Below are 25,077 nucleotides of genomic sequence, written 5' to 3'. Positions count from 1 at the left end.
GGTGATACACATGCAACGGTACGTGACTTATGCGACTCGATTAGTAAAAGCAAAAGACGTAAAAGCTGTATGTTGCGAAAGTAAAAATTACTTCAAGAATGGCTCAGAAGAACAAGCGGTAAACACCATGTTAAAGCTAACGGAAAGGAGTGAACGTGTTGGCCAACATTAATGAGATTTTCGTAGAAGGATTCCAGTCACATACGAATAGTCATTTCAATTTAGGAAATGGGCTAAATGTAATTACTGGACCATCTGATAGTGGTAAAACATCCATAATACGAGCGGTTCGCTGGGTAGCATTTAACGAACCTCAAGGTGAGGCTTTTGTAAACGAATCAGTTGGACAGGCTACTGTAGCGATTCACATGGATAACGGCATTATTATTTCAAAGCACCGTAGAAAAGGAAAAACATCGTACAGAATCCAAACGGATCCTGGAGATGCGGGAAGTGTATTTGAGAAGTCAGAGGTACCGGAAGAAGTAAAACAATTGCTCGGTATCACAAAGCAAACATTTGGGGATTTTGTTACTGCTTTAAACTTTGCATTCCAGCTTGAAGCACCTTTCTTAATAAGTGAGACACCATCATCGGGTGCGAAAGTTCTAGGTAAGTTAGCAGGAACAGAAGCTGTCGATCTCGCAGTAAAAAGTGTTTCAAAAGATACATACGCAGCAAGGCAAGAGAGGTTACTAGCTGAAAAAGAAATTGAGAGATTATCAGGTAACTTACTCGAGTACTTGGATGTGGATGATAAAGTACAGCAATTAAAAACAGCTGAAAGTTTGATGGAACATGCAGAAGAATTGCATAAAAAGAAAGAGGTACTGCAGCTACTACAAACTCAACAACAGATAGCGTTTGAAAAATTCCGTGTAGCTTTTGTTGAGGATGAAAGGCTTTCAAAAGTACCGGTTCTTATACAAATACTTGAACAAACAGAAAAAGACCAGCAGCGTCTGCAGAAACTACTGGACTTACAAAAAAGATACGAGTCACTGTCCACCGCCAAGAAGACATTGATTGAAACATTAAAACAATTTGATGGATTAGTAGAAGTAAGTAACTTGTTACAAGATTCTACTAAATCCGAAGAAATATATTCTATGCTTTCTATCTTATCACAAAACTATAAGAAGTATAGTCAAGTATTACAAGAAGCTCAATTACAGGTCGAGAGGTTAACTGTAATTGAAAACATTAATGTAGCTGTGATTGAAGAGGAAGTAAAGAAAACGGATGGGTTAAAGAAACTCTATGTACAACATAGCGTGGTTAAACAAGGCTACGAAAAAACAAGTAAGGATGTAGAAAGATTATCTGTACCTGGTAATGCGTCAGATCAACTACAAGAATGTGAAACAAGTATTACACAGCTAAGTCAAATGAGTGCGCTCTTACAAAAATACCAGAGTATACAAAATTATTACATGAGCTGGACAAATCGTGTGGAACGTTTAAATGTTCCGAGAGAAGTGGTAATACAGATTGCAAATGCTGAGAACAATGTCACTCATCTAGCTGAATTAAAAGAGTTGTTACGAAACTATATGATCTGGCATCAAAGAGTACGTCATGGTACAAGCACATTGGAACTATACGAAAAGGACATTGAAAATTACACAAAGGAATTGGAAGAGACATGGAACGAGGCTGGTGGAGTTTGTCCGCTATGCGAATCGCCGATGTCTTTTGAACATTCTCATTGAGGGGTGATTAGTGGTGATTGATACGGAAAAAATGAGTGAGTTTTTACAAACAGCTAAGAGGCTGAATAATTCATTAATGGAAATCAATGAGGTTATTGAAGCTTTTGACGATACATCTAATGTTTTAAAAGTCTCACTATTTTATAAAAAATTTAATGAGAATTTATTAGTGAGTGAATCAGAAAGTATAGGAGAAAAGAGTATTGATTTTGCTATTCGACCAACTGTGTTGGCCTGTTTAAGAGATCAAAAGAAGTTTCTTGAATCAGAGCTACAAAATTTACTATCAAAACAACTTGAAGGGGGAAATGAGTAATGGAATTAAAACAACGTATTGAAATTGCAAAAGCAAATTTAAAGAAAGCAGAAACAGCAAAAATCCAAGCAGAGGCGGAAAAGTCTTCAGCTGAAAAGCAATTAACGGAAATCGCTGAACAAATGGCGCAGTACGGGGTAACGCCTGAAACGATCCAGGAAGAAATCAATAAGCTTGACACATCAGTTAAAGAAAACCTGGAGCATGTAGAACGACTCATCCCGCAGGTATAAGGAGGCTATTTTTATGTACGAGCTTCTAAAAGCAAGAGCGGATATCCGTCAGGCAAGCGATAAATTGAAAATGAAAATCGGTCAACGTGATTTGTTAGTTAAGCAGCAAAAAAGCGCAGAAGCAAGAAAAGCAAAAGCTGAGGAGCAACTTGGGGAGTTTGATTTAGTACAAATTCTTCTTCAAAAGACAAGTGATTATGCAAGGCAGCAAGCAAAACGTCGTATAGAAGAAATTGTTACGTCAGCTCTTACAGTTGTTTTCGATAAAGACTACAGATTCGAAATTGAAATTGCCGTAAAAGGTAATCAGCCAGTAGCAGAGTACTGGTTACAGTCTGAAGATGTACGAACGCGATTAAAGCCACCTGATTATGATCGCGGTGGTGGTGTAGCAGACGTAGTTAGTTTAGCGCTCAGATTGGCTGTTGGAGAAATTAGTGGTGTAAGAGGACCGTTATTCTTAGATGAGGTTGGAAAGCACGTGAGTCAAGAATACGCACCAAATGTGGCGTATTTCTTGAAGGAGTATAGTACGAAATTTAAACGTCAAATCATTTTAATTACGCACAGTACTCATTTAGCTGAGATAGGTGACGTAGCACTTGGTGTGACTCAAAAACAAGGAAAAAGCATAGTAACTGCTTTATAGAAAGGGAGATTTGGATATGTGTATGAAATGCGAAATTAAAAATGCGTTAAAAGGTGCACTAGCTAGTGCTGCAGGTTTAAAAATTACTGAGGAAGTTATCGGGAAAGCAACGGAAGCTCAGTTAAAGGAATTACAAGCTGCAGATGCAGCGGAGAAAGCTATTAAAGAACAACTTCAAGCTGAATATAAAGCTGAGATTGCTCCTATTCGTGAGAAGTACGTAAAGCGAACTGAGGAACTATTAAAACCAGTTTTTGAACGTCATGACGCTGCTTGTATGGAAATTCAAAATACTTTAGGTATCAAAGAAGACGACGATGTATCAATTAATCTTGGAACTGGTGAAGTTACAAAAGAAGTTATTAAAGAAAAAGAATCAAGCAATCTTCACTAATGCGTCATATTGTTGATGGCGGTATTACCTTAGATACAACGTTACGAAGAGCACGAAAAAGCAGAGGTGAGAGTATGAAGTTTCTATATTTCGGTGATCCACATATAAGAGGTACCAATCCTCGTAACCGTAAGGATAACTACAAAGAGGCATTAATTGCAAAATTACGTGAGGTTTTTGCTTTAGCTAAATACAAAGGTGTGACAGCAATTATTCAACCTGGAGATACGTTTGATAGGCCTGAGGTTACAACAAGCGTGTTACTAGAATTCGCAAAGGTATTGAAAGAGAGTCCAGTTCCCATTTATACAACAGCTGGTAATCACGATATTTACGGGTACAATCTTGCAACGTATGAACGGACAAGCCTTAGAGTACTGGAGTTAATCGTTCCACAGTTTACAGTCATTAATGATCCTGGACAAGCTCATATGTTTCATCAAGATGGTAATCATGTACAGCTAACATTTACACCATACAGTGACCGAATTGATAAAGCTGGATATGGTTATTCTCCAGAAGTTATTGAAGATTATGAGTCAACAAAAATACACGTAGCACACGGCATGCTACTTGATCACGATCCACCTTTTGACCGGTACACAAAAGTACAGGATGTAAAAACAGAGGCGGATTTGGTTTTGTGTGGCCATGACCATACAGGTTTCGGTATCTATGAACGTTCTGATGGAAAAGTGTTTGTGAATGATGGGAGCCTGACACGATTATCAGCGTCAGAGGCTGAGATGCGAAGACAGATTTCTGTTCTTCTAATCGATGTGAAAGCACCCCGTGTTTTTGATTTAGAACGGATTCCGCTTCAAAGTGCAAAATCTGGTGAAGAAGTACTTGACCGTAGCCGGATTGAAGCTGAGAAGAAACGAGCGTATGCGATGGAGGAGTTTGCCTCATTAATTCAAACGGAAACAGGAGAAGATGTGCTAGTTGATATTAATACGATTGTTGAAAGTATAGCGAAGACAGATTGTATTAATCCTGATGTGGTGGAAATAGCGTTAACAAAAATAGCGGAGGCAAAGGAGGGATTACGAGCGTGATTGTTACTAAACCGCAATTTGATGAAAACGAATTAGGTGAAGGTACACCGGTGCAATTATGTATTTCTAGTAAAAAAGAGAAAGACTGTAAAACAAATTGGAACGGTATTGTAGTTGGTTTTACTCCTCTAAAGTTGAAGGTTGCTGGCTACACACCGAAGTGGGCTTTAGATATCGAAATTGTAGAAATCAGTATTGACCAGGTTTTAAAAGAAAAAGTATCAATTGAAAAATTGGTTCGACCGATACGTTGCACAAATCCTGAGGAGGTTTCAATAAATGACTGAATTAAATAATCAAATTCGTAGCTTACAAGAAGTCCATGGGAAAGAAAAGCTACTTGCAGCGGCAACAAAAATTTTAGGTAAGAAAGTACCGACTGACTATGTTCGAGTATTAGATCCACTTGAATTACAAGCATCCTTACAACAAATTGATGCTGCAGTACAGGATGTTCTTGAAAAAGGTAAAGCACGTGAAGAAGCTTATGGGAAAAAAGCAGATCTAATTAAGCAAAAAGTGAAGCTGAAAACTGCAGTAGAGCTAAAAGAAGCAGAGGCATTTATGCAAATTCAAGGTGAGGGACGTAACCAATACGCTTACGTGAATGATCAAAAAGTGGCTCTCACGAATGATACGTTACGTGATGCGTACCGCCTGCATTACAGCAAAGAAGAACGTCAACAACTTACAGACGTAGAGCAAGAGTTAGCGTCCATTGATATCAAAATTTATCAAACAAAAGATGCTTGGGAAACAGCTAAAGAATCAGCGGATCTTGTAAAAGCAAAAGCTTATGTACAAGCGAATCTACTGAAGTTTTTGGCATAGGAGGTTGCTATGGATCCAAAACAAACAGCAATGAGAAATAAACAGCGTGAACGTCAGCAACGTGGGGATGATTTCCAAGCTGAAATCAGAAGAAGCTGGAGAGAAATTCCGAATGTATGGCGTATGAGAATTGCAGATGGTGCAGGTGCAACTCGTCCAGGTGACGAGATTGTAATAACACCTGAAGTAAATATATTAGCTGAAATGAAACGTACAGAGAGTCGTAGATTTTCACTAGATTATATGAGACCGAATCAGATTCTCGGATTACGAGATTTTGATCAAATTATTGATAGGAATTTAGGTTTAGTGTTTATCAGTTTTCTAAACGATAGCAAAGGGCTTGACGAGGCTTATGCATTCAGACTTATTACAGCTCTTATTCATATGAAAAAACGAAATATGAACCATATAAAACTTGAAGAATTTCAAAGTCAGACGGTTCCCTGTGTACCACTTCCAAGACTTACATACCATGAACCTTCTTACGATCTATCGGGGGTGCTCACTTGCTACAAATCTTTGTAAAACACAACATCCGAATAAGAGGTGCTAGTACACCTCTTAAGGCGGCAATTACTAAGGCGCTAACATTTGATAATCCAGCGTATTTGAAAGCAAAAAAACAACGTAGACCTACATGGGGTGTACAAGCAAAACTTGAATTGTTTTTACATGACAGAGGCGATATTGTTACGCCTCGAGGTTTCTTGTCAAAGCTAGAAGAGGTACTGAAAAACCTAGGTTACGACCCAAGTAAAGTTATTACCTCACAGATTTCATATGGCCGAGATGTTAGTTTCGGGGAATGGGATGACGGGTTTGTATTAAAAGAGGATCAGACACCGATGGTTGAAGCACTTATGCAAGAAAATGGAATAGGTGTAGCACCGGCTGGTTCAGGTAAAACCGTAATGGGCATGCGCTACATTTACGAAAAGGGTAAAGCAGCATTATGGCTTACGCATACAAAAGACTTAATGTATCAATCCGCAAAGCGAGCTAAGGCTACAATGCCTGATATCGGTCGTATCGGATTTTTCGGTGACGGCGTACATGACTGGGGAGACGGTAAACTAATCGTTGCTACAGTACAAACCTTGCAGCGAAATCCACAAATAATCGATGCATTAAATGATTTTATCGGGACGGTAGTAGTGGATGAAGCCCATCACTTTCCAGCAATACAATTCATTGAAACGGCTGGGAAGTTAACGGCTGAAAATGTGATCGGTCTCACCGCAACACCTTCCCGAAAAGATGGATTAGAAATCTATATGTACAACGGTGTAGGTCCAAAAGTGTATGAGATTAGCAGAGACGGAATGTATGAAGCTGGGAGACTGATAAAACCGACAGTGAAATTCGTATATACCGAGTTCAATTACGAGACGGCAAGTAACCGTAACGAGATTGATAGTGTAGATGCTGGTGGAGAAGATCTCGATTATACAGACCTAATTCGTCACCTTATTTCAGATAAGAAGCGTGCCAAATTAATTGCTGAAAGTATCGTAGAACATTATCCATTAGGACCTGCGATAGTTATTACGGAATCTGTCCGGTACTGTTTTGTCTTACAACAACTCGTACAAAAATTATTGAAAGAACGTTACGGAGATACGTATTACGGGAAACAGATTAATACCGCTGTAGTACACGGAGGTATTAGTCGCTACACCTGGAGAAAAGCAAAAAGCGAGAAACATGCACAGCAGCTTATCAATAGTGGTCATGCGGTAGATAAAAAGCAAGGTAAGTACGGTTGGCAGGTAAAGGTTGCTCAGTATTCAGAAAAAGAAATTCGTGAATGGCAAGTAACAAAACAACAACGTAAAGACATTTTAGAAGCTTGCGACCGAAAAGAAGTAGATATTTTGTTTGCCACTCAGTTAGCGCGTGAAGGACTGGACATGCAACATTTAGTAGTTGGTCACATGGTAATGCCGAAACGTGGTGACTCCCGTGAAAGTAATAGTGGTTCATCAGTAGAGCAAGAAATTGGACGTATCATGCGTCCAGATCGGAACAATCCGGATAAAGAAGCATACTGGTTCGATTACGTTGACTACAATGTTGGAGTATTTAAGGACCAATATCACAGCCGTAGGAAAGTATACAGCAGAATCGGGCTAACGGTACCAAGAAAGCCGAAAACAGAACGCGATACAGTGGCTGACTTCTTAAATGATATGCCTTGGTGAAAGGGGTGATAACGATGGAAAAGTACGAATATGTGGGTGCGCTTTATAAAATCACAGAACTAATTGCTTCAGCGAAAGAGGTGAAGTAAGTGGGTTTGAAAGAAACAGGTCAAAAAATCGTTAAAAAAGTGATAAGGGTGTTTGCAAGAGGATCCGGTAAAAGTCTATCTCTTCAACGAGGAATCCCGATAATGGTTGAGGTTCCGGAATACGATTCGAAAGATTACAAGTTTTCGTATAACAGAAAAGTAACCTATCGAAAAAAGAAAAGCCAAGCAAAACGAAAAGCATGGAAAAAACATGGCCTACAGGGGCACGGGAGGAAAAAATAATGGCACAAGAAACAAGTCAAAATGAAGTAGTGGTACAAAATAACGCGGTGGCGAAAAGAAACGATGGCAGCAATTATATTTCAGCAATTTTAGAAGAAACAAAGCAGGGATTCGTTGAAGCGAATAACGGTCTTGATATGGATTTCGTCCGTATGGGCGAGTGGTTAACGGTTAACAAGAAAGGGAATTTCATAGAAAAAGATGATGAAAATGTAATGTACGGTGACAATATTGATGTAGTTATTGGATATGGTGAGCAACGTTGGTCTGTATGGGGGAAACAAGATTCTCCTGAAGATGGTCAGTTGATCGTGGCGGAAAAAACAAAAGAAGATGCGGAAGTTGTATTCAATCAATGGTTAGCTGAAAACCCACAAGCTGAGGAACGCTATGAATTAGATGATATTCAGCTTCGTTATATGGCATCAGTGGTACCAGTATCAACGTTAAGCCCAGACGACTTTCCTCGTATCTACTTAATGAGCTTTAGCCCAACAGACACAATTATTTTCGGTCGTTTTGCGATGAATGTGTATACAGGGAAATATAAAGCGCTAGGTGTTCCATCTAAATTAGGTGTCAATAAAATTGTTACACGCTTAGTAACAACAGAACGTAAAAGTCGTACAAACGCTAGTAACCAATGGATCGGTATCGACTTCCAGCCAGTAGGTGTATTTAAACCAGAAGATTACGGAATTAACGTAGAAGAAACAGAACAAGCAGAAAAAGCTTCAGAATAATTAAGGAGGGCGTCTACAAATGGCAAAAAAGAAAGACAAAACAAGTGAGTATCAATATGTAGACGCATGGTACAGCAATCAGAACGGTAGAAGCATTCCGTGGAAACGAATCCCTTCCTCTGAAGTGAAGCAATTCCAAACGGGAGAGGCATTCAATTTCAATTGCTTTGCTACAGTTCAACGATTTGCGAACGACACAAAAGTAAAGGGGGAGGCATTTATTGCTCCCTTATATTTTGACCTTGACCATGCGGAAGACCCATCAGTCAGCCAAAAGGATGCAATAAAGCTGGTGGAATTTTTTACGAAAGAAATGGACATTCGTGAATCGGATATGTGGATTTACTTTTCTGGATCAAAAGGATTCCACATCTTAATAAGCTCCGATGCGCTCGGTATTGAACCGAGAAACGACCTTCATAAAATCTTCAAACATATGGCTGGGTACTTAGTACATAGACTAGGACTCACGTCACTAGACCTTGTGGTGTATACAGAAAAGCGGATGATTCGTTTACCGAACAGTATGCATCAAAAAACAAACCTATTTAAAACAGAAATTAGTGTAAATGAGTTAAACAAATTAAAGCTGGAAGAGATTAAAGATTTAGCGAAATCACCAAGACATGCTGACGATCTACCTTATACGGCAGAAGAACGTAAAAAGGCGATGAAATACAGACCTCGTACAGGGTATTTACTAATAAATAAGACAGAAGAATATGAACAAGCTGCGGCAACGAGTGCTCGTAAGTATACGAAAGAAGAATTCCAATTTAAGAAAGACAAACCGCCGGCGTGTGTCGTCGATATTTTAAATGGTGGCTGGAAAAAAGACGGTGACCGAAACCAAGCAACAGTACAGCTTGCATGTTACTTCAAAGACGCTGGCTACACGAGAGAAGAAACGTTGAAAGAACTAGAGGAGTGGGTACTTAAGTTCACTTCTGAGGATAACGAGTATGGTAAGCAACAACGTGTTGCAAATACTAGAAGTGTGATAGATGCGGTATACAGCGGTGATAATACATACAAATTTGGTTGTGCGTTTATTCGTTCACTACATGGCGAAAAGAAACCAGGAAGCAAAGATTATGAACGTGTAGCGTGTGCCGGTGATATGTGCCACTGCATTAAGAAGAATGCGGAAGAAGAGGAAAACGCAAAGCTGCTACATTTAGCAGAAACGGGTAACGCAGACCTTACTGGAAAGCTTGTAAAAACGCGTGTCATGGTTGCGGGTAAAAAACATACGCCTTACATCATTCCGAAAAACATTGAGTACCATTGCTGGGGCAGGGAAAGTTGTAAAAAGGTACATTGCCCTCTATACGACATCCATACGCATACAGGATACAAAGACCTAGGTGTAAGTGATCGGGAAGTTATTCAAATGACGGGTGTAGGTGACGATAACATAAAAGGTATTTTACGAGAAATATCAGGCATTCCAAATTGTCCGAAATACAATACCGATATTTTAGAAAACATGAACGTTGAAGAGTTGCTTGTAATCCCGATGGCTGAAGAAGATGACGAAAAGCAAGAGCAGCATAAAGGGAATTATGTACTACGAAAAGTGTACGCCGTAAATGGACTAAACGTAAGTGAGAATAAGTACTACGAATTAACAGGTTATGTATACCCACATCCAAAGAATCAGGAGTCAACACTACTTGTAAAGAGTGCGGTACCGCTTCAGGATGTGGTTGAAAGTTTTGAGCTAAATGAACAAGTGAAAGAAAATTTAGCAACATTTCAGCCGGCTGATTATACGGCAGAATCGATTGAACAAAAATTAGGAGCTATTTGTAACGATTTAACGTACAACGTAACACACATTGTAGAACGTGACGAAACGCTACTTGCAGTATTGCTAACACTTCATAGTGTTTTACGTTTTAAAGTACCGTGGGATTTAAATCCGTTACGCGGTTGGGTGGAATTAAAAATAGTAGGTGATACAGGTACTGGTAAGTCCGCGCTTATTGAAAAAGTAATGAAATATGCAGGACTTGGAACACGAGTGAATGCGGAAAGTACGTCTCGTACAGGTCTAACTTACAAGATGGAACAGTCAGGTGCTCAAGGTGCATGGTACATCGTTTGGGGTGCGTGGCCGTTAGCTGATAAAGAAATGATTTGGATTGATGAAGATACAGGTATTACGAAAGATGATTATGGTGAAATGACGCTTGCTCGTTCTGACGGGAAGCTGGAAGTAAAACGAGCTGTAACAGCTGAAACACCTTGTAGAGTACGTGCCATCATGTCAGGGAACGTACCGAAAGGGAAACGACTTGCTGATTACTCTCAAGGCGCGGAAAGTTTAAAAGATATTTTCAATAATGAAGATATACGTCGATTTGATTTTGCGGTCTTTATGAGAGCGAGTGATGTAGATCCTGAATTATATAACCAAACGCTTGCTACGTATCCATCGATTATACAGAAGGATACTTTGAAAAGTAACATCTTATATGCTTGGTCACGTAAGCCGGAGGACGTGTTATTTACAGACGGTACGATTGATAAAGTACTGGAGGTTGCAACAGACCTTGCAAAAGTATATGGAAATGCGAATGACATACCACTTGTTTCTCCTTCAGATCAGCGGAATAAAGTAGCAAGATTAGCAGTTGCACTTGCGGCTCTTACACATTCAGTTGATGAATCAGGTGAAAGAATTCAAGTTTGGCCGGGACACGTTGAGTTTATTGGGGAGTATTTAAAAGCTTTATACAATGCTCCAGGTTGCGGCTTAAATTACTATGCTCGTTTAGCAATAAAAGAGGAAGAAATGACAGAAGAAAGATACCAGAAGTTTACGGCAGATCTTAAGAAAATCGATACGTTAACAGGCGAAATGAAATTCTACGAGTTTATCAAACTGTTCGCTCAGCAGAAGTATTTACGACTTGGTGATGTTGAGGCAATGCTGTCTATCGATAAAGAAGAAGCGAAAGCAATCGTAAATCAATTAGCGAAAATGAGGATGATCCTTTTAACAAGTGGTGGCTATCGAAAAACGCCACGCTTTAATGCATACATTGCATATTGCATGAAGAAAGGACTCTTTGACCATATACAAGATGAGTACTACTAACTATATGGACAAGCCCTACAAATATGACTGGAAGTGAAAATATGAAACTCGGAAGTTTATTTGGAAGACCTAAAACATTAGCAAGTAGTAAAAAACAGGTACCGGTAAAGGAATCGAAGTTAGCGGTAGAAATGGAAAAAAAGAAGAAGCCGGGACAATTCGATATTGTTTGGCCAAAAGTAGAATCACAACAAGTGAAAGACTATCAGGCTATTCTTACAGTTTCAGATTTAAAGAAATATCTTGAGCGTTGTGTACAAACAGGTAAAGCAGGATTTGACTGGGAGACTGCAGCAAGTGAAGAAATTAGGACGCATTATAAAAAGGCTTTTGAAGATATAGAAGAAGCATGTGCTACAGGTGCTATTGATGAGAAAGAAGCAGAAAAACAAAGAGAAAGTTTAGAAAAAGCATATTTAAAAACACCGTTAGATCCGTGGAAAGGTGAAATTTGTACGGTATCGCTGTCAGCGGCGGCACACGAGTCAAGAGTTGTTCCAATCTCACATAAAGTTGGCCAAGTATTTGAACCAAGTATGGATAGAGATGAAGTTAGGAAATTGGTTCTAGATTTGCTTGATGAATACCTATTTAAAAATGAAAAGGTATTAAAGATTGCGGTCAATTTGTCTTTTGAAACGAAATATGCAGCGAAGTACGGTAAATACATTTTAGGAAAAGTGGCAGATCCATTGATTATGTGGGTACGGTGTTTACAAATCGCAGCACCTCAAAAGATTAATAACCCGAAAAAACCTACAAGCGGATGGGGTTTAAAACCAGCTACGAAACACATTTTTGGTGTAACGATGAACGACTTTTCAGCCCTATTAAAGAAATACAGGGTCAATTTCTTTGACGAAATTGATGCGAGTAAAGGTGAAGGGCTGCTTTACTCAGCTGAAGACTCGGATTATGCAGTGCAGCATTACGAATATTGGTCTCAAATTGCAGCTCAAATTCCGCGATATGAGGAATGGCTTCATAAGATTGAAATGCCATTCACACGTGTTATCGGCCTTATGGAATATTGGGGGATGAATTGGGATCCAAACCTTGCAACACAAAAGAAACAAGAAGCAGAAATTATGCAAGAGCAAGCGGCTGAACGTATTAAACAAATCGCGAAAGAAACGTTCAATATTGATATAAATACCGGTAAATCAGGTAAAACGAACGAAGTGAAAAGCTTAATGTTTGATTACTTAAAAATACCGATTGCCAAATATGGAAAAACAGGCGCGAGTCTTGATCAAGAGGCGCTTATCGATATGGCATTTATGCTTGAAAACAAGCTGAACGATATCGACGAGGAAAAATACCTCGGTGTTTCATTACCTGAAAATTGGGAAAATATCAATCCGGAAAAGGATCCTACTTTAGATAAGCTAGAACGCGGAGCGATTCGTATCGCAAAACGTGAACCGCATCCTTATAAAGAACAGGCACTAGAAGTTATTGACCAGCTAAAGAAAATACAAAAATACACGACATTACTTTCTTCGCACATCATAGGACGTGAAAAGTACTTGAACTTTATGAGTGGACGGATCCATGCAGGGTACAGTCCATTCACAGAAACAGGACGCTTAAACAGCTTTAATCCGAACGGACAAAACGTACCGAGACCAGATAATGATGAGTTTAAGATAAGAAATTTCTTTGTACCTAAACCAGGAAAGATATTATTCTTCATTGACTTCTCAGGGTTCGAGCTTCGCTTAATGGCATGGAAATCAGGCGATGAGGTCATGATTGAGTTATTTAACACAGGTGGCGATATGCACCGTAGAACCGCATCTGTAATGACTGGAAAGTCTGAGGCTGAAATTGTAAAGAAAGAACGTACAGATGCCAAGGCGGGCAACTTCGGTATCTCTTATGGGGGTACGGAACACGCTCTACAGTTCACATTTAAAACGAAATACATGATTCGTAAAACATTAGATGAATGTGCGCAGATTGTGAATGCCGTTAAAACAGCGTACAAACGCATACCAGAGTATCAACGCAAGATTGTTTTAGAAGCACGGGAGCAAGGCTATGTACAAACGATTTATGGATATATGAGATTACTACCTGGCATTAACAGCGCGAATAGAAGAGATCGCGGCTCTGCTGAAAGACAAGCAGCGAATACACCAGTACAAGGAAGTGCCGCTGACATTATGAAGAAAGTACAAAATGAAATTTATGAATCTATCGGTAAACAAGAAGGCGTACTTTCTCATGGAAGTGCCGATATGATTGCACAAATTCACGATGAAATCATTTTTGAAATAGATGATGATCCGGAAATTGTAGTTGCAGTAGAAAAACAAATTAAACAAGTTATGGAGCAACCTCCAGTACCAGGATTTCCAGTTCCGATTGAGGCAGAAGGAAGTGTAGGTTATCGATGGGGCGAGAAAATGAGTGTTGAGTCCTGGCTTAAACAAAGGGAGGAATAGCATGTGGGAAGAGGAGAGGGACCGCGTAAATCGTTATTTACAAAGCGTCATGCAACAGCATTACCACGTGTAAAGCCGGCAAGAATTGTAGGAAGTATTGCTGGAGAACCGTACAACATGGTTTGGGTAGTAAGTTCATTAAGAAAAGATAAAAAGACTGGTGTGCTAGACCCAGCACCACAGGATCCGTACGCAGAGATATTATTCAACAGTTGTTTTAAAAAATGGAGGGAAGACGATGGACGAGAATTTGAATCGTCAACAACGCCGGGCGAGTGAACGTGAGAGAAAGAAGACAAGGGAACGCCAAAGCTTTCATCGAGGTGAAGTGCAGCAAGTATCCCTTTTATCGTATAAAGATGGCCGAACATTAGCATTACGGGCGGTAAAAGAAGTATTAGGTTTGGGGGCAGTACGTTTAGAACGTGTACAGAAACGTTTGGAAGAACTAGAAAACGAGAATTTCAATGAACTATTTTTAGAGCATTTAAGAAAATAAAAAGCTGTAGGAAGGATGTGCGATTGTGGGTGGTAGACAGCAAGGGAAGGGGTACGAAAATCGGAAAAGCGATCGGAAATTAGAAAAACTAAAACGTGAAATGGTTAAGCAAAAAAAGAAAGTAGCAAAAGGTGAGCCACGAAAGGCGGTAGTGTACTTGAACAATTCAGAGCAACAGTTAAAAGATGTGATGCAAGAAAATCATGATTTGCAGTTAGAAGTTGATTTATACAAATCACAAGTGAAAGTGAAAGACAATTACGCAAAACGTGTATTGAAAGAAAATAACGAATTACGGGAACAGATTAAAAATTTACGTAAAAAGTCTATTTCGCTATTTGTTTCTTATATGGTGGTAACGGTCATTGTTAGTTTTCTAATTGCTAGATAAGAAGGGAGCGATTGAGATGTCTGTAGTGAAAGACAACGAGTTTTGGAAAGAAGTGTATTACTACATGGAAAAGCATAATTGCTATAAGGATGAGGCTGTAAAGGTCATGGAGGCTCAGTTCAATAGTAAGAACGAGAAAAGAGTGAGAATTATTGAAGCCGTAAAAGAAAAGTTGATTTATGCGGGAATACCTGAAAAGGACTCTTTAAAATTCGCAGAAACTGCACCCTTTGTTAATTCCTTAACTGGTGCCAGTGTAGAAAGAATGGTGAGAAGTTTTATAGATTTGTTTAAAAAAGGGGAGCGTGCAAAACAATGAACATCATTCATTTATTCCAGCTTCAAAAAGACCTGGATAACAAGATTGTGGAAAAACGTAGTTTGCAAAACGTGTCTTTGTTTCAAGAAAAGAAATTATCATTTCGTGACGAGTTAAGTGAGTTACTTCATGTGTGGCGTGGTCATAAGTTTTGGAGTGAAAATAACAAGCCGATTACAAAAGGTGTACGTAACAAGGGGCAAATGATGGAAGAAGATAAGGAGTACTACAATCCGTTATTAGACGAATTTGTTGATGCACTTCACTTTGCTTTATCGATTGGATTAGAACGTGAATGGAATAAATATATCGATGCCTTTGTAGTACGTAATAGCAAAGGAAATACAAAAACAGAAATTATCGATGTGTTTAACGATTTATATGAAAACAAATTATGGACTGCCGCACACTACATGACCTTGATGAATGACTTGGCGTACTTAGGTGCAGCGCTTGGATTTTCGGCTATTGAAATTTACAACGCATATATCGAAAAAAATAAAATCAATCATGATCGTCAGGCATCCGGTTACTAAAAGGAGGCGAAATGGTGGGGAAAGTTATTCTTTGGACAAAAGAAGAAATAGCGTATCTGGAGGATTCCTGGGGGACATACAGCATTAAAAGTATTGCGAAGAAGTTAGATCGCACTGTAAATGCCATAAAACTAAAAGCAAATCGTATAGGGTTAAGTGATCCACGGTTACATTTCAACGGGCTTACAGTGCTCCAATTAGCTGATGTATTACAGATAAATTATAAAACAATTGAATCGTGGTATGAAAGATTTGCATTTCCCGTAAGATTAAAGCTATTTGCAAAAACTCAAAAAATAAAGGTTGTTTACTATAAGGATTTTTGGAACTGGTTAAAACGGCATAAGCAGGTAGTTGATTTTTCAAAGGTTGAATATGGGATTTTAGGACCTGAACCAGAATGGATGAAAGACAAACGTGATGCGGATGTGTATAGAAGGAAAAAAGAGAGAGATCCTTGGACCAAACAAGATGAATTATTACTAAGAAGTATGGTTAAAGCGAATTGTTATACGTATTTGTATATCGCGAAACGTCTCCAGCGAACAGAAAGTGCAATAAAGAAAAAACTGGAGGAGCTTGGGATCTTCGAGAGACCTGTAGAAAGCCAAGCATCTTATACAGAAAATGAAATACAAATTAGTTTAGACCTATTTGAAAAAGGTTACACGGTAGATGCAATTGCAGAAAGGTTTGGGAAGAGCGCATTAACACTTGTTGGTTACTTAGAAAGTAAGGGGTATCGATTTAGAGCGAAAATGGTGATAAAGCCTGAGAACCTCGTGTTTTAGATCTTAAATAAAAAAGCTAGGATTTCTCCTAGCAAAAGAGTTATGTCGTACAGAAAGGTACTTGTGCGCAAACCAGGTGTTTGCAAATTTATTATATAACGTTTCTTGAGTAGATTAGCTGAATCATAGCAATCTTTACGTAAACTTCACATGGTATTGAAGATTTTGATAGAGATCAAAATTGAATTTTATTAAGAAATGAAGAAATAGAATGGTGAATCATTAGATGCTAATGAAGTAAAAGAAAAAGAATCCCACATAACAAGGACTCTTTTCAGTAATTTAACATTAGTCTTCGCATTTGCAGTAGTACTCATCACAAGAATTGTTTCGATTGTTACAGTAAATACAAAACGTTTTTTGGATAAATATATCAATGATCTGATCATCCAGGGAATTATTCGTGAGAGTAAGACTTTGGAAATCTTCTATTTGAAATATTCTTGTTTCAGGAGATTCTAGTTTAGCAGTAATTGGTATATGAGAATTTCTTGTTTGGATAGTAACTTCAATAGCGCCAAATAAATTTAAAACAGATATCTGAATTAAGCTTTCATTATGATTATTGGTAAAATCCTCAAAAGCTGTTTTTGAAGTGTTAGATCCTATAAAAAAATTTAAAGGTATATTTCCGTTTGAATTTGTTTGCGAACCAGCTATTGTATGAGTTTCAATGAAATATGTACCTTTTTGATTTTTACTATAATCATTTTGATTAGTACAGCAGATGCAAAATGTTTTTTTTATAAAAATAGTAATAAAACTACTTTTCTTATTATTATTTGTGAAAGTAAGACTTTGAAAATTTTCTACTTGAAATACTTTTGTTTCACCAGGTACTAGTGTAGTAATAATTGGTATATGAGAATTTCTGGTTTGAATAGTAACTTCAATTCTTCTGTCATCAACAGGAAATGGAACATGTAGCTGAAGTAATGTTTTATTGTGGCTGTTTGTGAAATTTTCAAAAATTACTCTTGAAGTGTTACCTGGTACGAAAATGTTTAGAGGTATATTTCCATTTGAATTTGTTTCTGAACCAGAAATTGTATGAGTTGCAATAAAACACTTTTTTTCATGGAGGGGATAATGCAATTGCTTTTTTGATTTTTTTCCATATTTATTATAAGAATTAGCCATAAATACCCATGCTCCCTACTTTTTTTGTCTATTTCTTATTTACTAAGAAGAGGAAATGCTATTACACAATGTTTTAGCTCATTTTGTATAAACGAATTTAAATTGAAGATAGATTATATATACGTTAGGAGAGAGAAAATAGAACAACAACGCTATTTGAATCGAAAGGGAGAATGAAAATGAATACAGTGACTATTAACTTTGGACCAGGTACAGCAGCATGGAAAGATATGCAGGAGGTCGCTAAAGTTTTGCAAGAAAAGGGTTACTTGGTTGAGCCAAAAGAAGGCATTGGAATTGTGAAGTTAACTAAGGATATTTCTGATGAACCTGTGATACGAAAAATAGGAGATTTAAAAGTTGGAGATCAGGTTATGTATCAAGATGAAGTTGAAACAATTCATTCAATAAGTCGAGATGAGTATGGGGAATATGATGTTCAAATTGGATGCTATCACGAAAAAATTTGTCAATCATCCGAATTTGAGGTAATTGAGTAGAAAACTAAACAAAAATTTCATTTTGTAGTAATTCAGAATACAAAAAAAGCACTTAGTAAAGTGCTCTCGTGACGAGACCTATTTTATAACGACTATTTTATAAAGAAAGGAACTCAGAATATTATATGTGAGTCCAGTTAATTGAGTACTTTTTACAAAAAAAGAACAGCTAGCAAAAGCTAACTGCTCGGCCCAAGGTAATGGGCGTAGAGTGGAGCAATGAAAAAGAATACTTTTCCTTTAATACAAGATTACTTTTGATTCTCAATAATATATGGGTAGTAAGAAAAAACGTGCAATTAAAAGAGCAGCTAGCAAAAGCTAACTGCTTGGTCCTCCAAGGGGGAACAAGGAGAAAGTAACTTAATGGGTTGTCTACAGTATTGACGGAATTTTGAGTTTTATTCAGAGGAGAGAAGAGAAATGGAAGAAAAAACAGAACCAAAAATGGTATCTATGGCATGTTACGGGTGGAACAAAGAAAAACAATGTGTAGAGTTCCAACTGTTGATAAATGAAGAGATATTTGTAATGCCAGTGTATAAGAAAGATGTAAGAGGCATGGAACAATTTTTTCTGGTTAATGAAAAATAACTGAACAAAATAATCCTTTGAATAGAAAGGGAGATTATTAGGGGGAAGTAGATATAAGCATCTTAAATAAATTAGTTTATCAAGGGGGAGAATGAGAAGTGAGGTGAAAAAATGAATAATAAAAATGGTTTAACATTAAAAGAATTACTAAGTTCTTTATCTAATGCTCAATTGAAATATTTGGCGAAAAAATATCGCTCAAAAAAATATAAAAATAAGAAATTTGAAAAGACAACTGGGTGGATAGACTCAATATATAATGTAATGTCTAATGAGCATAATCATTCTGAAGAGGTTATGTATGCTCAAATAAAAAAGGTACAGGGTGCAATTGTACCTAAGGATGATTTTAAAGATATTGATAAGTTAATCAAAGAAATTGAAACGAGTCCAACTAGAAAACGTACTTTGGCATTCCATGAAAATGCAAATGCTAAGTTTGTATATCTAATAATGGAAAAATTATATGGTGCTATTAAAATTGGCTCGACTAAAAAACTGGATCAAAGACTTATGCAATTTGGGGTAAAACTACCCTTCGACATAAAAATTGTTCATATTATATACAGTGAAAATGGTGATATTACAGAAAAGCTACTACACAAATATTTTAGTAGCAAAAGATTAAACGGTGAGTGGTTTTCTTTAAATAAAAAAGATTTATCTGATGTGAAAAATCTAAATTTGCCCAAGAAAATTTTGAAGTCCATAAATGGTATGTACCACGAAACAGGAAGTTGAAGAGCGTGGATTAAAAGACGAAGTTAGGAAATATTGTATGGCATACAATAGATCGAATAAAAAATAAAAGAACAGCTAGCAAAAGCTAACTGCTCAATGAGAGAGAAATACAGTCATGGATGAAAATCTTGATGTACAAATAGTGTATCCATAATTTTATGATTTATTCGAAAGAAGAGGGAGAAAAATGAAACCCGTAAAAGCGAAATGTGAAGTATGTGAGCACGTGTTTCGTGTCCAGATGCTCGTAGCGCGATTATCAAACCGTGTGGACAAGCAATATTTCATTTGTCCAAGCTGTAAAACAGAATTTGTAAGTTATTATTCGAACTGTGAAATGAGACAGCTGCAGAAAGAAATTTCGAAATTATACAACGGTTTCCGTAAATGTTTTACGAAAGAACAGGCAGAAGTGATTCAGGCAAAAATCGATAAAAAGGATTTAGAGTTTAAGTGGTTACGAGATAAATTGAAAGCTGAATTGGAGAATAAGTAAAAAAAAGCCTTCCAGTTTAGAAAGGCTAAATATTTATCTGTTTAACATGCATATGCTCATCTCTAATTTGGTATTTCATTGCATAATATTTAAAATTTTGACGATAATTAGCGTACGGATTTACGCGGCTTGACTTAATAGCTACTTTAAACGTAATTATAACCTCTTTAGTGTCTGGTGCAGGTGTAAATGCGATATCCAAACGAGTAAAGCTATTAGATTTAAATACGCCATAATTCGAGGGGGGTACATTTAAGTTAGCAATACCATATGGTGTTTCGTACTTATAGTAAGACATATCTTCATCGTAAATTTTTAAACTTAATTGATTATAAATACCGATACTATTGCTAGGTTTATGTTTATCAATCACAACTAAATCAAAGTAAGCAATATCTGAGGGGGAAGGATTTACTACCTTTAAAAAGCAGACATAAATACCATCTTTATTTTCTATAGCAAAATTTTTCGTGCTAATAGAATCGATAATAAATAGTTCTTTTTCAAAAGTAACATCTAAGGATTTTTTGTTAGCACGATATGTAATAAATGAGATGATGAATGATGCCATTGAGATAACAATAGGTAATCCAAATCTAAGTAAAGACGACAAATTTTCTTCTAAAAACTTATACATTATATAACCCCTTTCGTGACAATTATACGGTATATAGGTGGAAGAATCTAATAATCTATTTATCGAAATGAAAATTTATAAAAGTTTAATCGTAGATTTACCAAATTTCCAAATTGAAGGAGGATGATTTTATATGAATATATCAAAACGCTTAATGATTGGCAGTGTTCCTTATGATGTGGAAATAACTAAAAGTTAGATTGAAGAAAAGGAAAGGGGTGAGGTAAGAATTGCTGAAATAACGTATCACGAACAACATATCAAGATTTCAGATAATGTAACAAAGCATGAAGAACAAATGAAAAACGTACTTCATGAAGCGGTTTACGAAATGCCATAAATGTAACGCAAAACTCAAGATAGTACCAGCAACGAAAAAGGGGGCTAAAGAGAAATGAAATCGACAGGTATTATTCGTAACATTGATCTATTAGGACGAATTGTGGTTCCAATGGAATTACGCCGCACATTAGGTATCCAGGTAAAGGATCCTATGGAGATTTTCGTAGATGGTGAATCTATTATTCTACAAAAATATAACCCTAACGGTTCTTGCCAAATTACAGGTGAGATTTCTGACCAAAATATTGAACTAGCTGGTGGGAAACTCGTGCTAAGTCCTAAAGGGATTGATCAGGTATTAGCGGAACTCGAAGCACGTTTGAAGGGGCGATAAAATGAGCGAACCTAATAAGCAATATACAAATATCGAACTGGAAATGATTTTGGACAATTTTGTCAAGGCGTTACCGATGCAAATACGAATGCAGCGCGAGATGTCTAAATTAATTAAAGCTCGTTTTGATGCGCTCGTTTCTGAAGGTTTTACAGAGCAACAAGCACTGGAAATCGTAAAATCACGTGGTATAGAGTGAAAGGTTCGGAAGCAATCTTACGAGCGATGCACCAGGTAGGAGGAGAAATCCCGGCTACGCAGTTTGATACGTGGCTGGGACAACTCTCTCAATTAGGATTACTGGAGCAAGTCACGAAAGATGATAAGCATGTTTATTATTACCGGCTTACGGATAGTGCAAGACAGTTTTTAGTAAAGAAGGGTGTGGGATGAATATGTATATTAATTTTCGTAATGGATATCCCTACTATCTTCATTTGGATTAAGGGGGTGTACCTTACCAATTTCATCACGAAGGAATGCATCAGCGGCAGGTAGACCATTTCGAGTTGTTAAATGTATACAGTAAAGTTTGTCGTTAATGCCATGATGAATTGCAGCCTGTTGCTTGAAGATATTATGGCAAAATTCCGCAATTCTTCTAGGGGCACCTTCTTGATTCAAAGAGATACTATCTAAAAAATGTTGAATCTGCTGTTTTACAGTTTCTCTTATTTCGTGATTAGAACCAATTAATACAACATCCTTAAGCTGTTTATAGTCTTTGTATTTACTAAAGAGTTCATGTCCTTCACCAGTGTTTACACGTAATGTGTATTCGTTTTTACAAGGGTCGAATTCTCCAAGAAGAATATGCCCTAGTGGTTGATTGTCATCTCGTTCAACATGGTGGTACAAATTAACTTGTTGATATAAATCTTGGATAAGAGTACGTATATTGTCTCTCGTTAATCTTTTTTTGCCGTATAAGGTTTGTCGTAAAACTTGTGCAGTGTAATTTACAGTTTCAAACCCTGCAGACGCTAAAAGAGTATGAGAGGTAATAAATGTGATTTTACGAGCGTCTTCATTGTGGACAAAAAAATTGTTTTCTAGTGTACGTGTATCACTCATCATCAAGATTCCGTCTGGTAATATAATGCCTGCAATCAAAGTCATATGTTTCTCTCCAATCAGATTCAATTTCTAATTCTATATTTATATTGTATAAATTAATTAAATTCCGAATTCTCTTATTGATGGAACAACGTTAGTGAAAAATGCCGATTCCAATTCTTCGATATTAGAATACCTATGTTCAATTTCGAAACTAATCCCTTTTTTGAAAAAGTCCCTAAAGACAGGATTAGTAAATATTCCATCGTCAGTTCTACCAGTGAACATGTAATAAATGAGTCTTGTTAATGCGTATGTGTCATGATGCATTTCATAATTATTAAATCCTATGAACCCAAGATACGGATCATTGAGAAAGCCCTTAGGCTCTGTAGAGAATCGTGTAAGCTTACTTTCTGGAATTTTCACTAAACCGAAGTCAGCAACCTTAATCATATTTATATGGTCAAAATGTTTTATGAGTATGTTTTTAGGTGATATATCTCTATGAAAAATATTTTTACTATGTACTTGCTTAAGTGCTAAACAAATTTGATGAATAAACTTAAGTTTTTCACTTGCGTTTTCAAGACCCGGGCTTCGTTCGATATACTTTTCTAGAGTTTCATCAGCTAGTTCCATTACGTAATAATTCTGTTCTTTATCTAAGGTGTAAACTTCGAGAATGAAAGGTGACTTTAAACTTTTCATTACCTCAAATTCTGTATAAAATCGCTCTTTTTCATCAGCTTCTAAAGTAGGATGCGCCTTTTTGTAAGCAAACTCTTTGTTATAAAGTGAATCTGTAAATTTATAAACAGTCGCGTAAGAACCTGCACCAATTTCTTCTGTAGGAAATGTGAAAACACCGTTAGGTCTTTGAACCTTTAACCCTGCCTTTAATGTGAAAATAGGATTGAGTTCTTTAATTTTTACCTGCTGTAAATTATGCGGAATTACACTACCACCACTAGTCTTTAAGAAACTTTTACAAATTTCAAAGACTTCACTATAGTAAGAATCTATTTCGAAATCATATTGTGTATCGATTAAATTGCTTTGTATAATTTTTACATCTATTATCAATTCGTGTAACATTCTACTTTGATCCGCATTATAGTGTCCAGGTCTTGATTTAGTGTTTAAGAAATCGAGTAAACCGTTAAAGCTTTCGTGAAAAAAAGCAAAGAGTTTATTTAAAGGGGCAGGAATGTCTTCGTAAAATTTTATGTATCTTTTATTTAGATCACTGCCGTAAAAACTCAAATAACTTTCTAACTGATCACTTATGTATCCTACTAGATGCTCTTCGGTTGGTGAAGTCATGTTTGTAAAATCCCCCTAATAAGTATTTTTATATAATCATAACAAAAAATGCATATTTTGGTTATTTAAATTTAAAAATTTTGCAGGAGTGTGATTCATGAAACGAATGTGGAAAATGGAAAAAGCGAAACGAAAAGCGAGGGAGGAACATGACTAAAGATATTCGTAACTTACAAATCGATGGGGTAGATGTTCCGTTTTACGATGGATATGTGACGGTACAAGAAGGAGTTGTTACGGGTAAGCTCACCTGGAGTCTCCATGTTGTGGATTATGGGGTAAGTGAATTTATGACGACGAACCAGTTACGTGATGTGAATATCGAGACAGAGCAGGGCAATGTATATGCTGGAGAAGGATTGATTGCGAAAGTGACTGAGGAACGGTTTCTGTTAGCTGGAAAGTCGGTGCTACGTGGTTACGAGACAACAGCGGCGTGGCACGTGTTTCTGGAGTTAGATGAATTGGAAAATAGAGAACATTTGGAGGGCACTAATATCATAATTAAGCCTCTTTTGATGTAGGTTAAGCACTTTGAAATTGATAATTAATATCATGAAAATTGTAAATAAAATTTAGGGGTGGATAATTTTGTATAATAATTACTGGATTCCAAACCAAGACGTGATGTATCAAAATGCTGTTCCAAATGTAGATTCTCAATATCAGTATTCGCTAGGTTCTGTATCAGGTGTAGACCCAAATTATAGAATGGTATATCAAAATGCGACCTCGAGTGCAGCGCCGAATGTAAATTCTAATTACCAGTTCTCCCAAAATATAGTTCAAGATACGTTCTCTGGTTATCGTGATCTAACTCTCACCGCTAATCAATCAGGAGGTATTGATATTGGGAATGGCTTCAGGCTTTTTTCATTCGAACCAGCTAGACCCATTGCAAGTGGACAGTATCTTACTATATTCTTGAACGCACCTGAACTGAGGGTTATCAGCGCAGGTTGGAAGGTAGGGGGAGCACCTGCTAAAATATTCGCAATAGAGAGTTTTGCTAGGCATAGAGATCAATGGGTTATTACCTTATATAACGATGATTCTGTAGAAAAAATGGTTACCTTTAGCCTTATAGCAAAACTACCAAGATAAGGATATTTTCGTGATTTTAAACCCAAAAAAGAGGGTGGATGATCCGACAGCCTCTTGGCACGTGTTTCGAGATTCGGAGATTCACAGCTGTTTACAAGAAAATAAAAATATATAAAAGAAAAGTTTTTAGGAGGGGGTCTAATACACTACAGTACTTAAAAAAGAAAAAGAAAATAAAAAAGAACCCCCCCTTAAAAAAATATACCTTATATATATAATATATATATAAAACTAATAATTATA

The 25,077-nt window shown here is 37.0% G+C and carries 34 protein-coding genes; 30 read left to right on the top strand and 4 right to left on the bottom strand.

Annotation, left to right across the window (positions count from 1 at the left end):
• Nucleotides 1-10 precede the first annotated feature (10 nt).
• The 21 genes from DN400_RS29335 (at nt 11) to DN400_RS07455 (ending at nt 16,564) form a co-directional block, all read left to right on the top strand.
• On the top strand, nt 11-172 hold the full coding sequence (locus DN400_RS29335; protein ID WP_001190219.1) for a hypothetical protein: 162 nt from the start codon (nt 11-13) through the stop codon (nt 170-172).
• Nucleotides 156-1,712, top strand: a complete 1,557-nt coding sequence (locus DN400_RS07550) for an AAA family ATPase (RefSeq protein WP_147801614.1) — start codon at nt 156-158, stop codon at nt 1,710-1,712. The genes DN400_RS29335 and DN400_RS07550 overlap by 17 nt, the downstream gene beginning before the upstream one ends.
• Before the next feature lie 13 nt (nt 1,713-1,725).
• Complete coding sequence (locus DN400_RS07545; protein ID WP_098292430.1) at nt 1,726-2,028, top strand: hypothetical protein; 303 nt, start codon at nt 1,726-1,728, stop codon at nt 2,026-2,028.
• A complete protein-coding gene (locus tag DN400_RS07540; RefSeq protein WP_000421150.1) occupies nt 2,028-2,261 on the top strand; it encodes a hypothetical protein in 234 nt (77 codons plus the stop codon). The genes DN400_RS07545 and DN400_RS07540 overlap by 1 nt, the downstream gene beginning before the upstream one ends.
• 13 nt (nt 2,262-2,274) lie before the next feature.
• Nucleotides 2,275-2,910, top strand: a complete 636-nt coding sequence (locus tag DN400_RS07535) for a chromosome partitioning protein ParA (protein ID WP_147801613.1) — start codon at nt 2,275-2,277, stop codon at nt 2,908-2,910.
• A gap of 16 nt (nt 2,911-2,926) precedes the next feature.
• A complete protein-coding gene (locus tag DN400_RS07530; protein ID WP_000335906.1) occupies nt 2,927-3,304 on the top strand; it encodes a hypothetical protein in 378 nt (125 codons plus the stop codon).
• Nucleotides 3,304-4,362, top strand: a complete 1,059-nt coding sequence (locus DN400_RS07525; protein ID WP_147801612.1) for a metallophosphoesterase family protein — start codon at nt 3,304-3,306, stop codon at nt 4,360-4,362. The genes DN400_RS07530 and DN400_RS07525 overlap by 1 nt, the downstream gene beginning before the upstream one ends.
• Nucleotides 4,359-4,649, top strand: a complete 291-nt coding sequence (locus DN400_RS07520; RefSeq protein ID WP_000637402.1) for a hypothetical protein — start codon at nt 4,359-4,361, stop codon at nt 4,647-4,649. Before DN400_RS07525 ends, DN400_RS07520 begins: the two co-directional genes overlap by 4 nt.
• Complete coding sequence (locus DN400_RS07515; protein ID WP_147801611.1) at nt 4,642-5,193, top strand: hypothetical protein; 552 nt, start codon at nt 4,642-4,644, stop codon at nt 5,191-5,193. The genes DN400_RS07520 and DN400_RS07515 overlap by 8 nt, the downstream gene beginning before the upstream one ends.
• Nucleotides 5,194-5,202: 9 nt before the next feature.
• Complete coding sequence (locus tag DN400_RS07510) at nt 5,203-5,721, top strand: M48 family metalloprotease (protein WP_000371312.1); 519 nt, start codon at nt 5,203-5,205, stop codon at nt 5,719-5,721.
• Between the two features lie 83 nt (nt 5,722-5,804).
• Nucleotides 5,805-7,397, top strand: coding sequence for a DEAD/DEAH box helicase (locus tag DN400_RS07505; protein WP_147801627.1), 1,593 nt, complete (start codon nt 5,805-5,807; stop codon nt 7,395-7,397).
• An 89-nt stretch (nt 7,398-7,486) separates the two neighbouring features.
• Nucleotides 7,487-7,729, top strand: coding sequence for a hypothetical protein (locus DN400_RS07500; protein WP_061684587.1), 243 nt, complete (start codon nt 7,487-7,489; stop codon nt 7,727-7,729).
• Nucleotides 7,729-8,472, top strand: a complete 744-nt coding sequence (locus tag DN400_RS07495; protein WP_147801610.1) for a hypothetical protein — start codon at nt 7,729-7,731, stop codon at nt 8,470-8,472. Before DN400_RS07500 ends, DN400_RS07495 begins: the two co-directional genes overlap by 1 nt.
• A gap of 19 nt (nt 8,473-8,491) precedes the next feature.
• The gene (locus DN400_RS07490; protein WP_147801609.1) at nt 8,492-11,578 is read left to right on the top strand and encodes a DNA primase small subunit domain-containing protein; all 3,087 of its coding nucleotides are present in this window, start codon (nt 8,492-8,494) and stop codon (nt 11,576-11,578) included.
• Between the two features lie 23 nt (nt 11,579-11,601).
• Complete coding sequence (locus DN400_RS07485) at nt 11,602-14,028, top strand: bifunctional 3'-5' exonuclease/DNA polymerase (protein WP_147801608.1); 2,427 nt, start codon at nt 11,602-11,604, stop codon at nt 14,026-14,028.
• A gap of 3 nt (nt 14,029-14,031) precedes the next feature.
• The gene (locus DN400_RS07480) at nt 14,032-14,307 is read left to right on the top strand and encodes a hypothetical protein (RefSeq protein ID WP_147801607.1); all 276 of its coding nucleotides are present in this window, start codon (nt 14,032-14,034) and stop codon (nt 14,305-14,307) included.
• Nucleotides 14,267-14,527, top strand: a complete 261-nt coding sequence (locus tag DN400_RS07475) for a hypothetical protein (RefSeq protein ID WP_098431943.1) — start codon at nt 14,267-14,269, stop codon at nt 14,525-14,527. The genes DN400_RS07480 and DN400_RS07475 overlap by 41 nt, the downstream gene beginning before the upstream one ends.
• Before the next feature lie 25 nt (nt 14,528-14,552).
• Entirely contained in the window at nt 14,553-14,918 is a 366-nt protein-coding gene (locus DN400_RS07470) for a hypothetical protein (protein ID WP_147801606.1), read from the top strand.
• 16 nt (nt 14,919-14,934) lie between these two features.
• Entirely contained in the window at nt 14,935-15,237 is a 303-nt protein-coding gene (locus tag DN400_RS07465) for a hypothetical protein (RefSeq protein WP_147801605.1), read from the top strand.
• A complete protein-coding gene (locus tag DN400_RS07460; protein ID WP_001021292.1) occupies nt 15,234-15,773 on the top strand; it encodes a dUTP diphosphatase in 540 nt (179 codons plus the stop codon). The genes DN400_RS07465 and DN400_RS07460 overlap by 4 nt, the downstream gene beginning before the upstream one ends.
• A gap of 11 nt (nt 15,774-15,784) precedes the next feature.
• Entirely contained in the window at nt 15,785-16,564 is a 780-nt protein-coding gene (locus DN400_RS07455; RefSeq protein WP_179953501.1) for a hypothetical protein, read from the top strand.
• Between the two features lie 288 nt (nt 16,565-16,852).
• Here the strand turns inward: DN400_RS07455 and DN400_RS07450 are convergent, their stop codons facing one another.
• Nucleotides 16,853-17,704, bottom strand: coding sequence for an exosporium protein D (locus DN400_RS07450; RefSeq protein WP_147801603.1), 852 nt, complete (start codon nt 17,702-17,704; stop codon nt 16,853-16,855).
• Between the two features lie 179 nt (nt 17,705-17,883).
• On the opposite strand from DN400_RS07450, the gene DN400_RS07445 reads away from it, so the two are divergent.
• The 4 genes from DN400_RS07445 to DN400_RS07435 all read left to right on the top strand — a co-directional run bounded on the left by DN400_RS07445 (nt 17,884) and on the right by DN400_RS07435 (nt 20,035).
• Entirely contained in the window at nt 17,884-18,204 is a 321-nt protein-coding gene (locus tag DN400_RS07445; RefSeq protein ID WP_147801602.1) for a DUF8088 domain-containing protein, read from the top strand.
• A gap of 423 nt (nt 18,205-18,627) precedes the next feature.
• On the top strand, nt 18,628-18,798 hold the full coding sequence (locus DN400_RS29330) for a hypothetical protein (RefSeq protein ID WP_179953500.1): 171 nt from the start codon (nt 18,628-18,630) through the stop codon (nt 18,796-18,798).
• Nucleotides 18,799-18,909: 111 nt separating this feature from the next.
• Complete coding sequence (locus DN400_RS07440) at nt 18,910-19,539, top strand: GIY-YIG nuclease family protein (protein WP_098868292.1); 630 nt, start codon at nt 18,910-18,912, stop codon at nt 19,537-19,539.
• Nucleotides 19,540-19,726: 187 nt separating this feature from the next.
• Complete coding sequence (locus tag DN400_RS07435; protein WP_147801601.1) at nt 19,727-20,035, top strand: transglycosylase; 309 nt, start codon at nt 19,727-19,729, stop codon at nt 20,033-20,035.
• Between the two features lie 25 nt (nt 20,036-20,060).
• Here the strand turns inward: DN400_RS07435 and DN400_RS07430 are convergent, their stop codons facing one another.
• Entirely contained in the window at nt 20,061-20,672 is a 612-nt protein-coding gene (locus DN400_RS07430) for a hypothetical protein (RefSeq protein WP_147801600.1), read from the bottom strand.
• Nucleotides 20,673-21,066: 394 nt separating this feature from the next.
• On the opposite strand from DN400_RS07430, the gene DN400_RS07420 reads away from it, so the two are divergent.
• From DN400_RS07420 to DN400_RS07410, 3 genes are read left to right on the top strand one after another with little or no spacing between them, the layout of a single operon-like run.
• Nucleotides 21,067-21,348, top strand: coding sequence for an AbrB/MazE/SpoVT family DNA-binding domain-containing protein (locus tag DN400_RS07420; RefSeq protein WP_147801599.1), 282 nt, complete (start codon nt 21,067-21,069; stop codon nt 21,346-21,348).
• A 1-nt stretch (nt 21,349) separates the two neighbouring features.
• A complete protein-coding gene (locus tag DN400_RS07415) occupies nt 21,350-21,547 on the top strand; it encodes a hypothetical protein (RefSeq protein ID WP_095021655.1) in 198 nt (65 codons plus the stop codon).
• Complete coding sequence (locus DN400_RS07410) at nt 21,544-21,741, top strand: hypothetical protein (RefSeq protein WP_141481305.1); 198 nt, start codon at nt 21,544-21,546, stop codon at nt 21,739-21,741. Before DN400_RS07415 ends, DN400_RS07410 begins: the two co-directional genes overlap by 4 nt.
• Before the next feature lie 9 nt (nt 21,742-21,750).
• Here DN400_RS07410 and DN400_RS07405 read toward each other — a convergent pair whose 3' ends face one another.
• Together DN400_RS07405 and DN400_RS07400 are read right to left on the bottom strand one after the other, a co-directional pair.
• Nucleotides 21,751-22,467: a hypothetical protein gene (locus DN400_RS07405; protein WP_147801598.1), complete on the bottom strand. Its 717-nt coding sequence runs from the start codon at nt 22,465-22,467 to the stop codon at nt 21,751-21,753.
• 57 nt (nt 22,468-22,524) lie between these two features.
• On the bottom strand, nt 22,525-23,730 hold the full coding sequence (locus DN400_RS07400) for a protein kinase family protein (RefSeq protein WP_147801597.1): 1,206 nt from the start codon (nt 23,728-23,730) through the stop codon (nt 22,525-22,527).
• Between the two features lie 149 nt (nt 23,731-23,879).
• On the opposite strand from DN400_RS07400, the gene DN400_RS07395 reads away from it, so the two are divergent.
• Nucleotides 23,880-24,254 (top strand): hypothetical protein, encoded by a 375-nt coding sequence (locus DN400_RS07395; protein ID WP_147801596.1) that lies wholly within the window; start codon nt 23,880-23,882, stop codon nt 24,252-24,254.
• A 67-nt stretch (nt 24,255-24,321) separates the two neighbouring features.
• On the top strand, nt 24,322-24,834 hold the full coding sequence (locus tag DN400_RS07390) for a hypothetical protein (RefSeq protein ID WP_147801595.1): 513 nt from the start codon (nt 24,322-24,324) through the stop codon (nt 24,832-24,834).
• Nucleotides 24,835-25,077: the final 243 nt, after the last annotated feature.

This window comes from Bacillus sp. AR8-1 (assembly GCF_008042345.1).
Lineage (GTDB): Bacteria > Bacillota > Bacilli > Bacillales > Bacillaceae_G > Bacillus_A > Bacillus_A cereus.
This window is presented reverse-complemented; position numbering and strand designations above follow the sequence as displayed.

Excerpts from the sequence above, each read along its gene's own strand:
- DN400_RS29335 (WP_001190219.1), top strand. The coding sequence starts at position 11 with ATGCAACGGTACGTGACTTATGCGACTCGATTAGTAAAAGCAAAAGAC.
- DN400_RS07540 (WP_000421150.1), top strand. The coding sequence starts at position 2,028 with ATGGAATTAAAACAACGTATTGAAATTGCAAAAGCAAATTTAAAGAAA.
- DN400_RS07535 (WP_147801613.1), top strand. The coding sequence starts at position 2,275 with ATGTACGAGCTTCTAAAAGCAAGAGCGGATATCCGTCAGGCAAGCGAT.
- DN400_RS07530 (WP_000335906.1), top strand. The coding sequence starts at position 2,927 with ATGTGTATGAAATGCGAAATTAAAAATGCGTTAAAAGGTGCACTAGCT.
- DN400_RS07525 (WP_147801612.1), top strand. The coding sequence starts at position 3,304 with ATGCGTCATATTGTTGATGGCGGTATTACCTTAGATACAACGTTACGA.
- DN400_RS07515 (WP_147801611.1), top strand. The coding sequence starts at position 4,642 with ATGACTGAATTAAATAATCAAATTCGTAGCTTACAAGAAGTCCATGGG.
- DN400_RS07510 (WP_000371312.1), top strand. The coding sequence starts at position 5,203 with ATGGATCCAAAACAAACAGCAATGAGAAATAAACAGCGTGAACGTCAG.
- DN400_RS07495 (WP_147801610.1), top strand. The coding sequence starts at position 7,729 with ATGGCACAAGAAACAAGTCAAAATGAAGTAGTGGTACAAAATAACGCG.
- DN400_RS07490 (WP_147801609.1), top strand. The coding sequence starts at position 8,492 with ATGGCAAAAAAGAAAGACAAAACAAGTGAGTATCAATATGTAGACGCA.
- DN400_RS07485 (WP_147801608.1), top strand. The coding sequence starts at position 11,602 with ATGACTGGAAGTGAAAATATGAAACTCGGAAGTTTATTTGGAAGACCT.
- DN400_RS07475 (WP_098431943.1), top strand. The coding sequence starts at position 14,267 with ATGGACGAGAATTTGAATCGTCAACAACGCCGGGCGAGTGAACGTGAG.
- DN400_RS07465 (WP_147801605.1), top strand. The coding sequence starts at position 14,935 with ATGTCTGTAGTGAAAGACAACGAGTTTTGGAAAGAAGTGTATTACTAC.
- DN400_RS07460 (WP_001021292.1), top strand. The coding sequence starts at position 15,234 with ATGAACATCATTCATTTATTCCAGCTTCAAAAAGACCTGGATAACAAG.
- DN400_RS07455 (WP_179953501.1), top strand. The coding sequence starts at position 15,785 with ATGGTGGGGAAAGTTATTCTTTGGACAAAAGAAGAAATAGCGTATCTG.
- DN400_RS07450 (WP_147801603.1), bottom strand. The coding sequence starts at position 17,704 with ATGGCTAATTCTTATAATAAATATGGAAAAAAATCAAAAAAGCAATTG.
- DN400_RS07445 (WP_147801602.1), top strand. The coding sequence starts at position 17,884 with ATGAATACAGTGACTATTAACTTTGGACCAGGTACAGCAGCATGGAAA.
- DN400_RS29330 (WP_179953500.1), top strand. The coding sequence starts at position 18,628 with ATGGAAGAAAAAACAGAACCAAAAATGGTATCTATGGCATGTTACGGG.
- DN400_RS07440 (WP_098868292.1), top strand. The coding sequence starts at position 18,910 with ATGAATAATAAAAATGGTTTAACATTAAAAGAATTACTAAGTTCTTTA.
- DN400_RS07435 (WP_147801601.1), top strand. The coding sequence starts at position 19,727 with ATGAAACCCGTAAAAGCGAAATGTGAAGTATGTGAGCACGTGTTTCGT.
- DN400_RS07430 (WP_147801600.1), bottom strand. The coding sequence starts at position 20,672 with ATGTATAAGTTTTTAGAAGAAAATTTGTCGTCTTTACTTAGATTTGGA.
- DN400_RS07420 (WP_147801599.1), top strand. The coding sequence starts at position 21,067 with ATGAAATCGACAGGTATTATTCGTAACATTGATCTATTAGGACGAATT.
- DN400_RS07415 (WP_095021655.1), top strand. The coding sequence starts at position 21,350 with ATGAGCGAACCTAATAAGCAATATACAAATATCGAACTGGAAATGATT.
- DN400_RS07405 (WP_147801598.1), bottom strand. The coding sequence starts at position 22,467 with ATGACTTTGATTGCAGGCATTATATTACCAGACGGAATCTTGATGATG.
- DN400_RS07400 (WP_147801597.1), bottom strand. The coding sequence starts at position 23,730 with ATGACTTCACCAACCGAAGAGCATCTAGTAGGATACATAAGTGATCAG.
- DN400_RS07395 (WP_147801596.1), top strand. The coding sequence starts at position 23,880 with ATGACTAAAGATATTCGTAACTTACAAATCGATGGGGTAGATGTTCCG.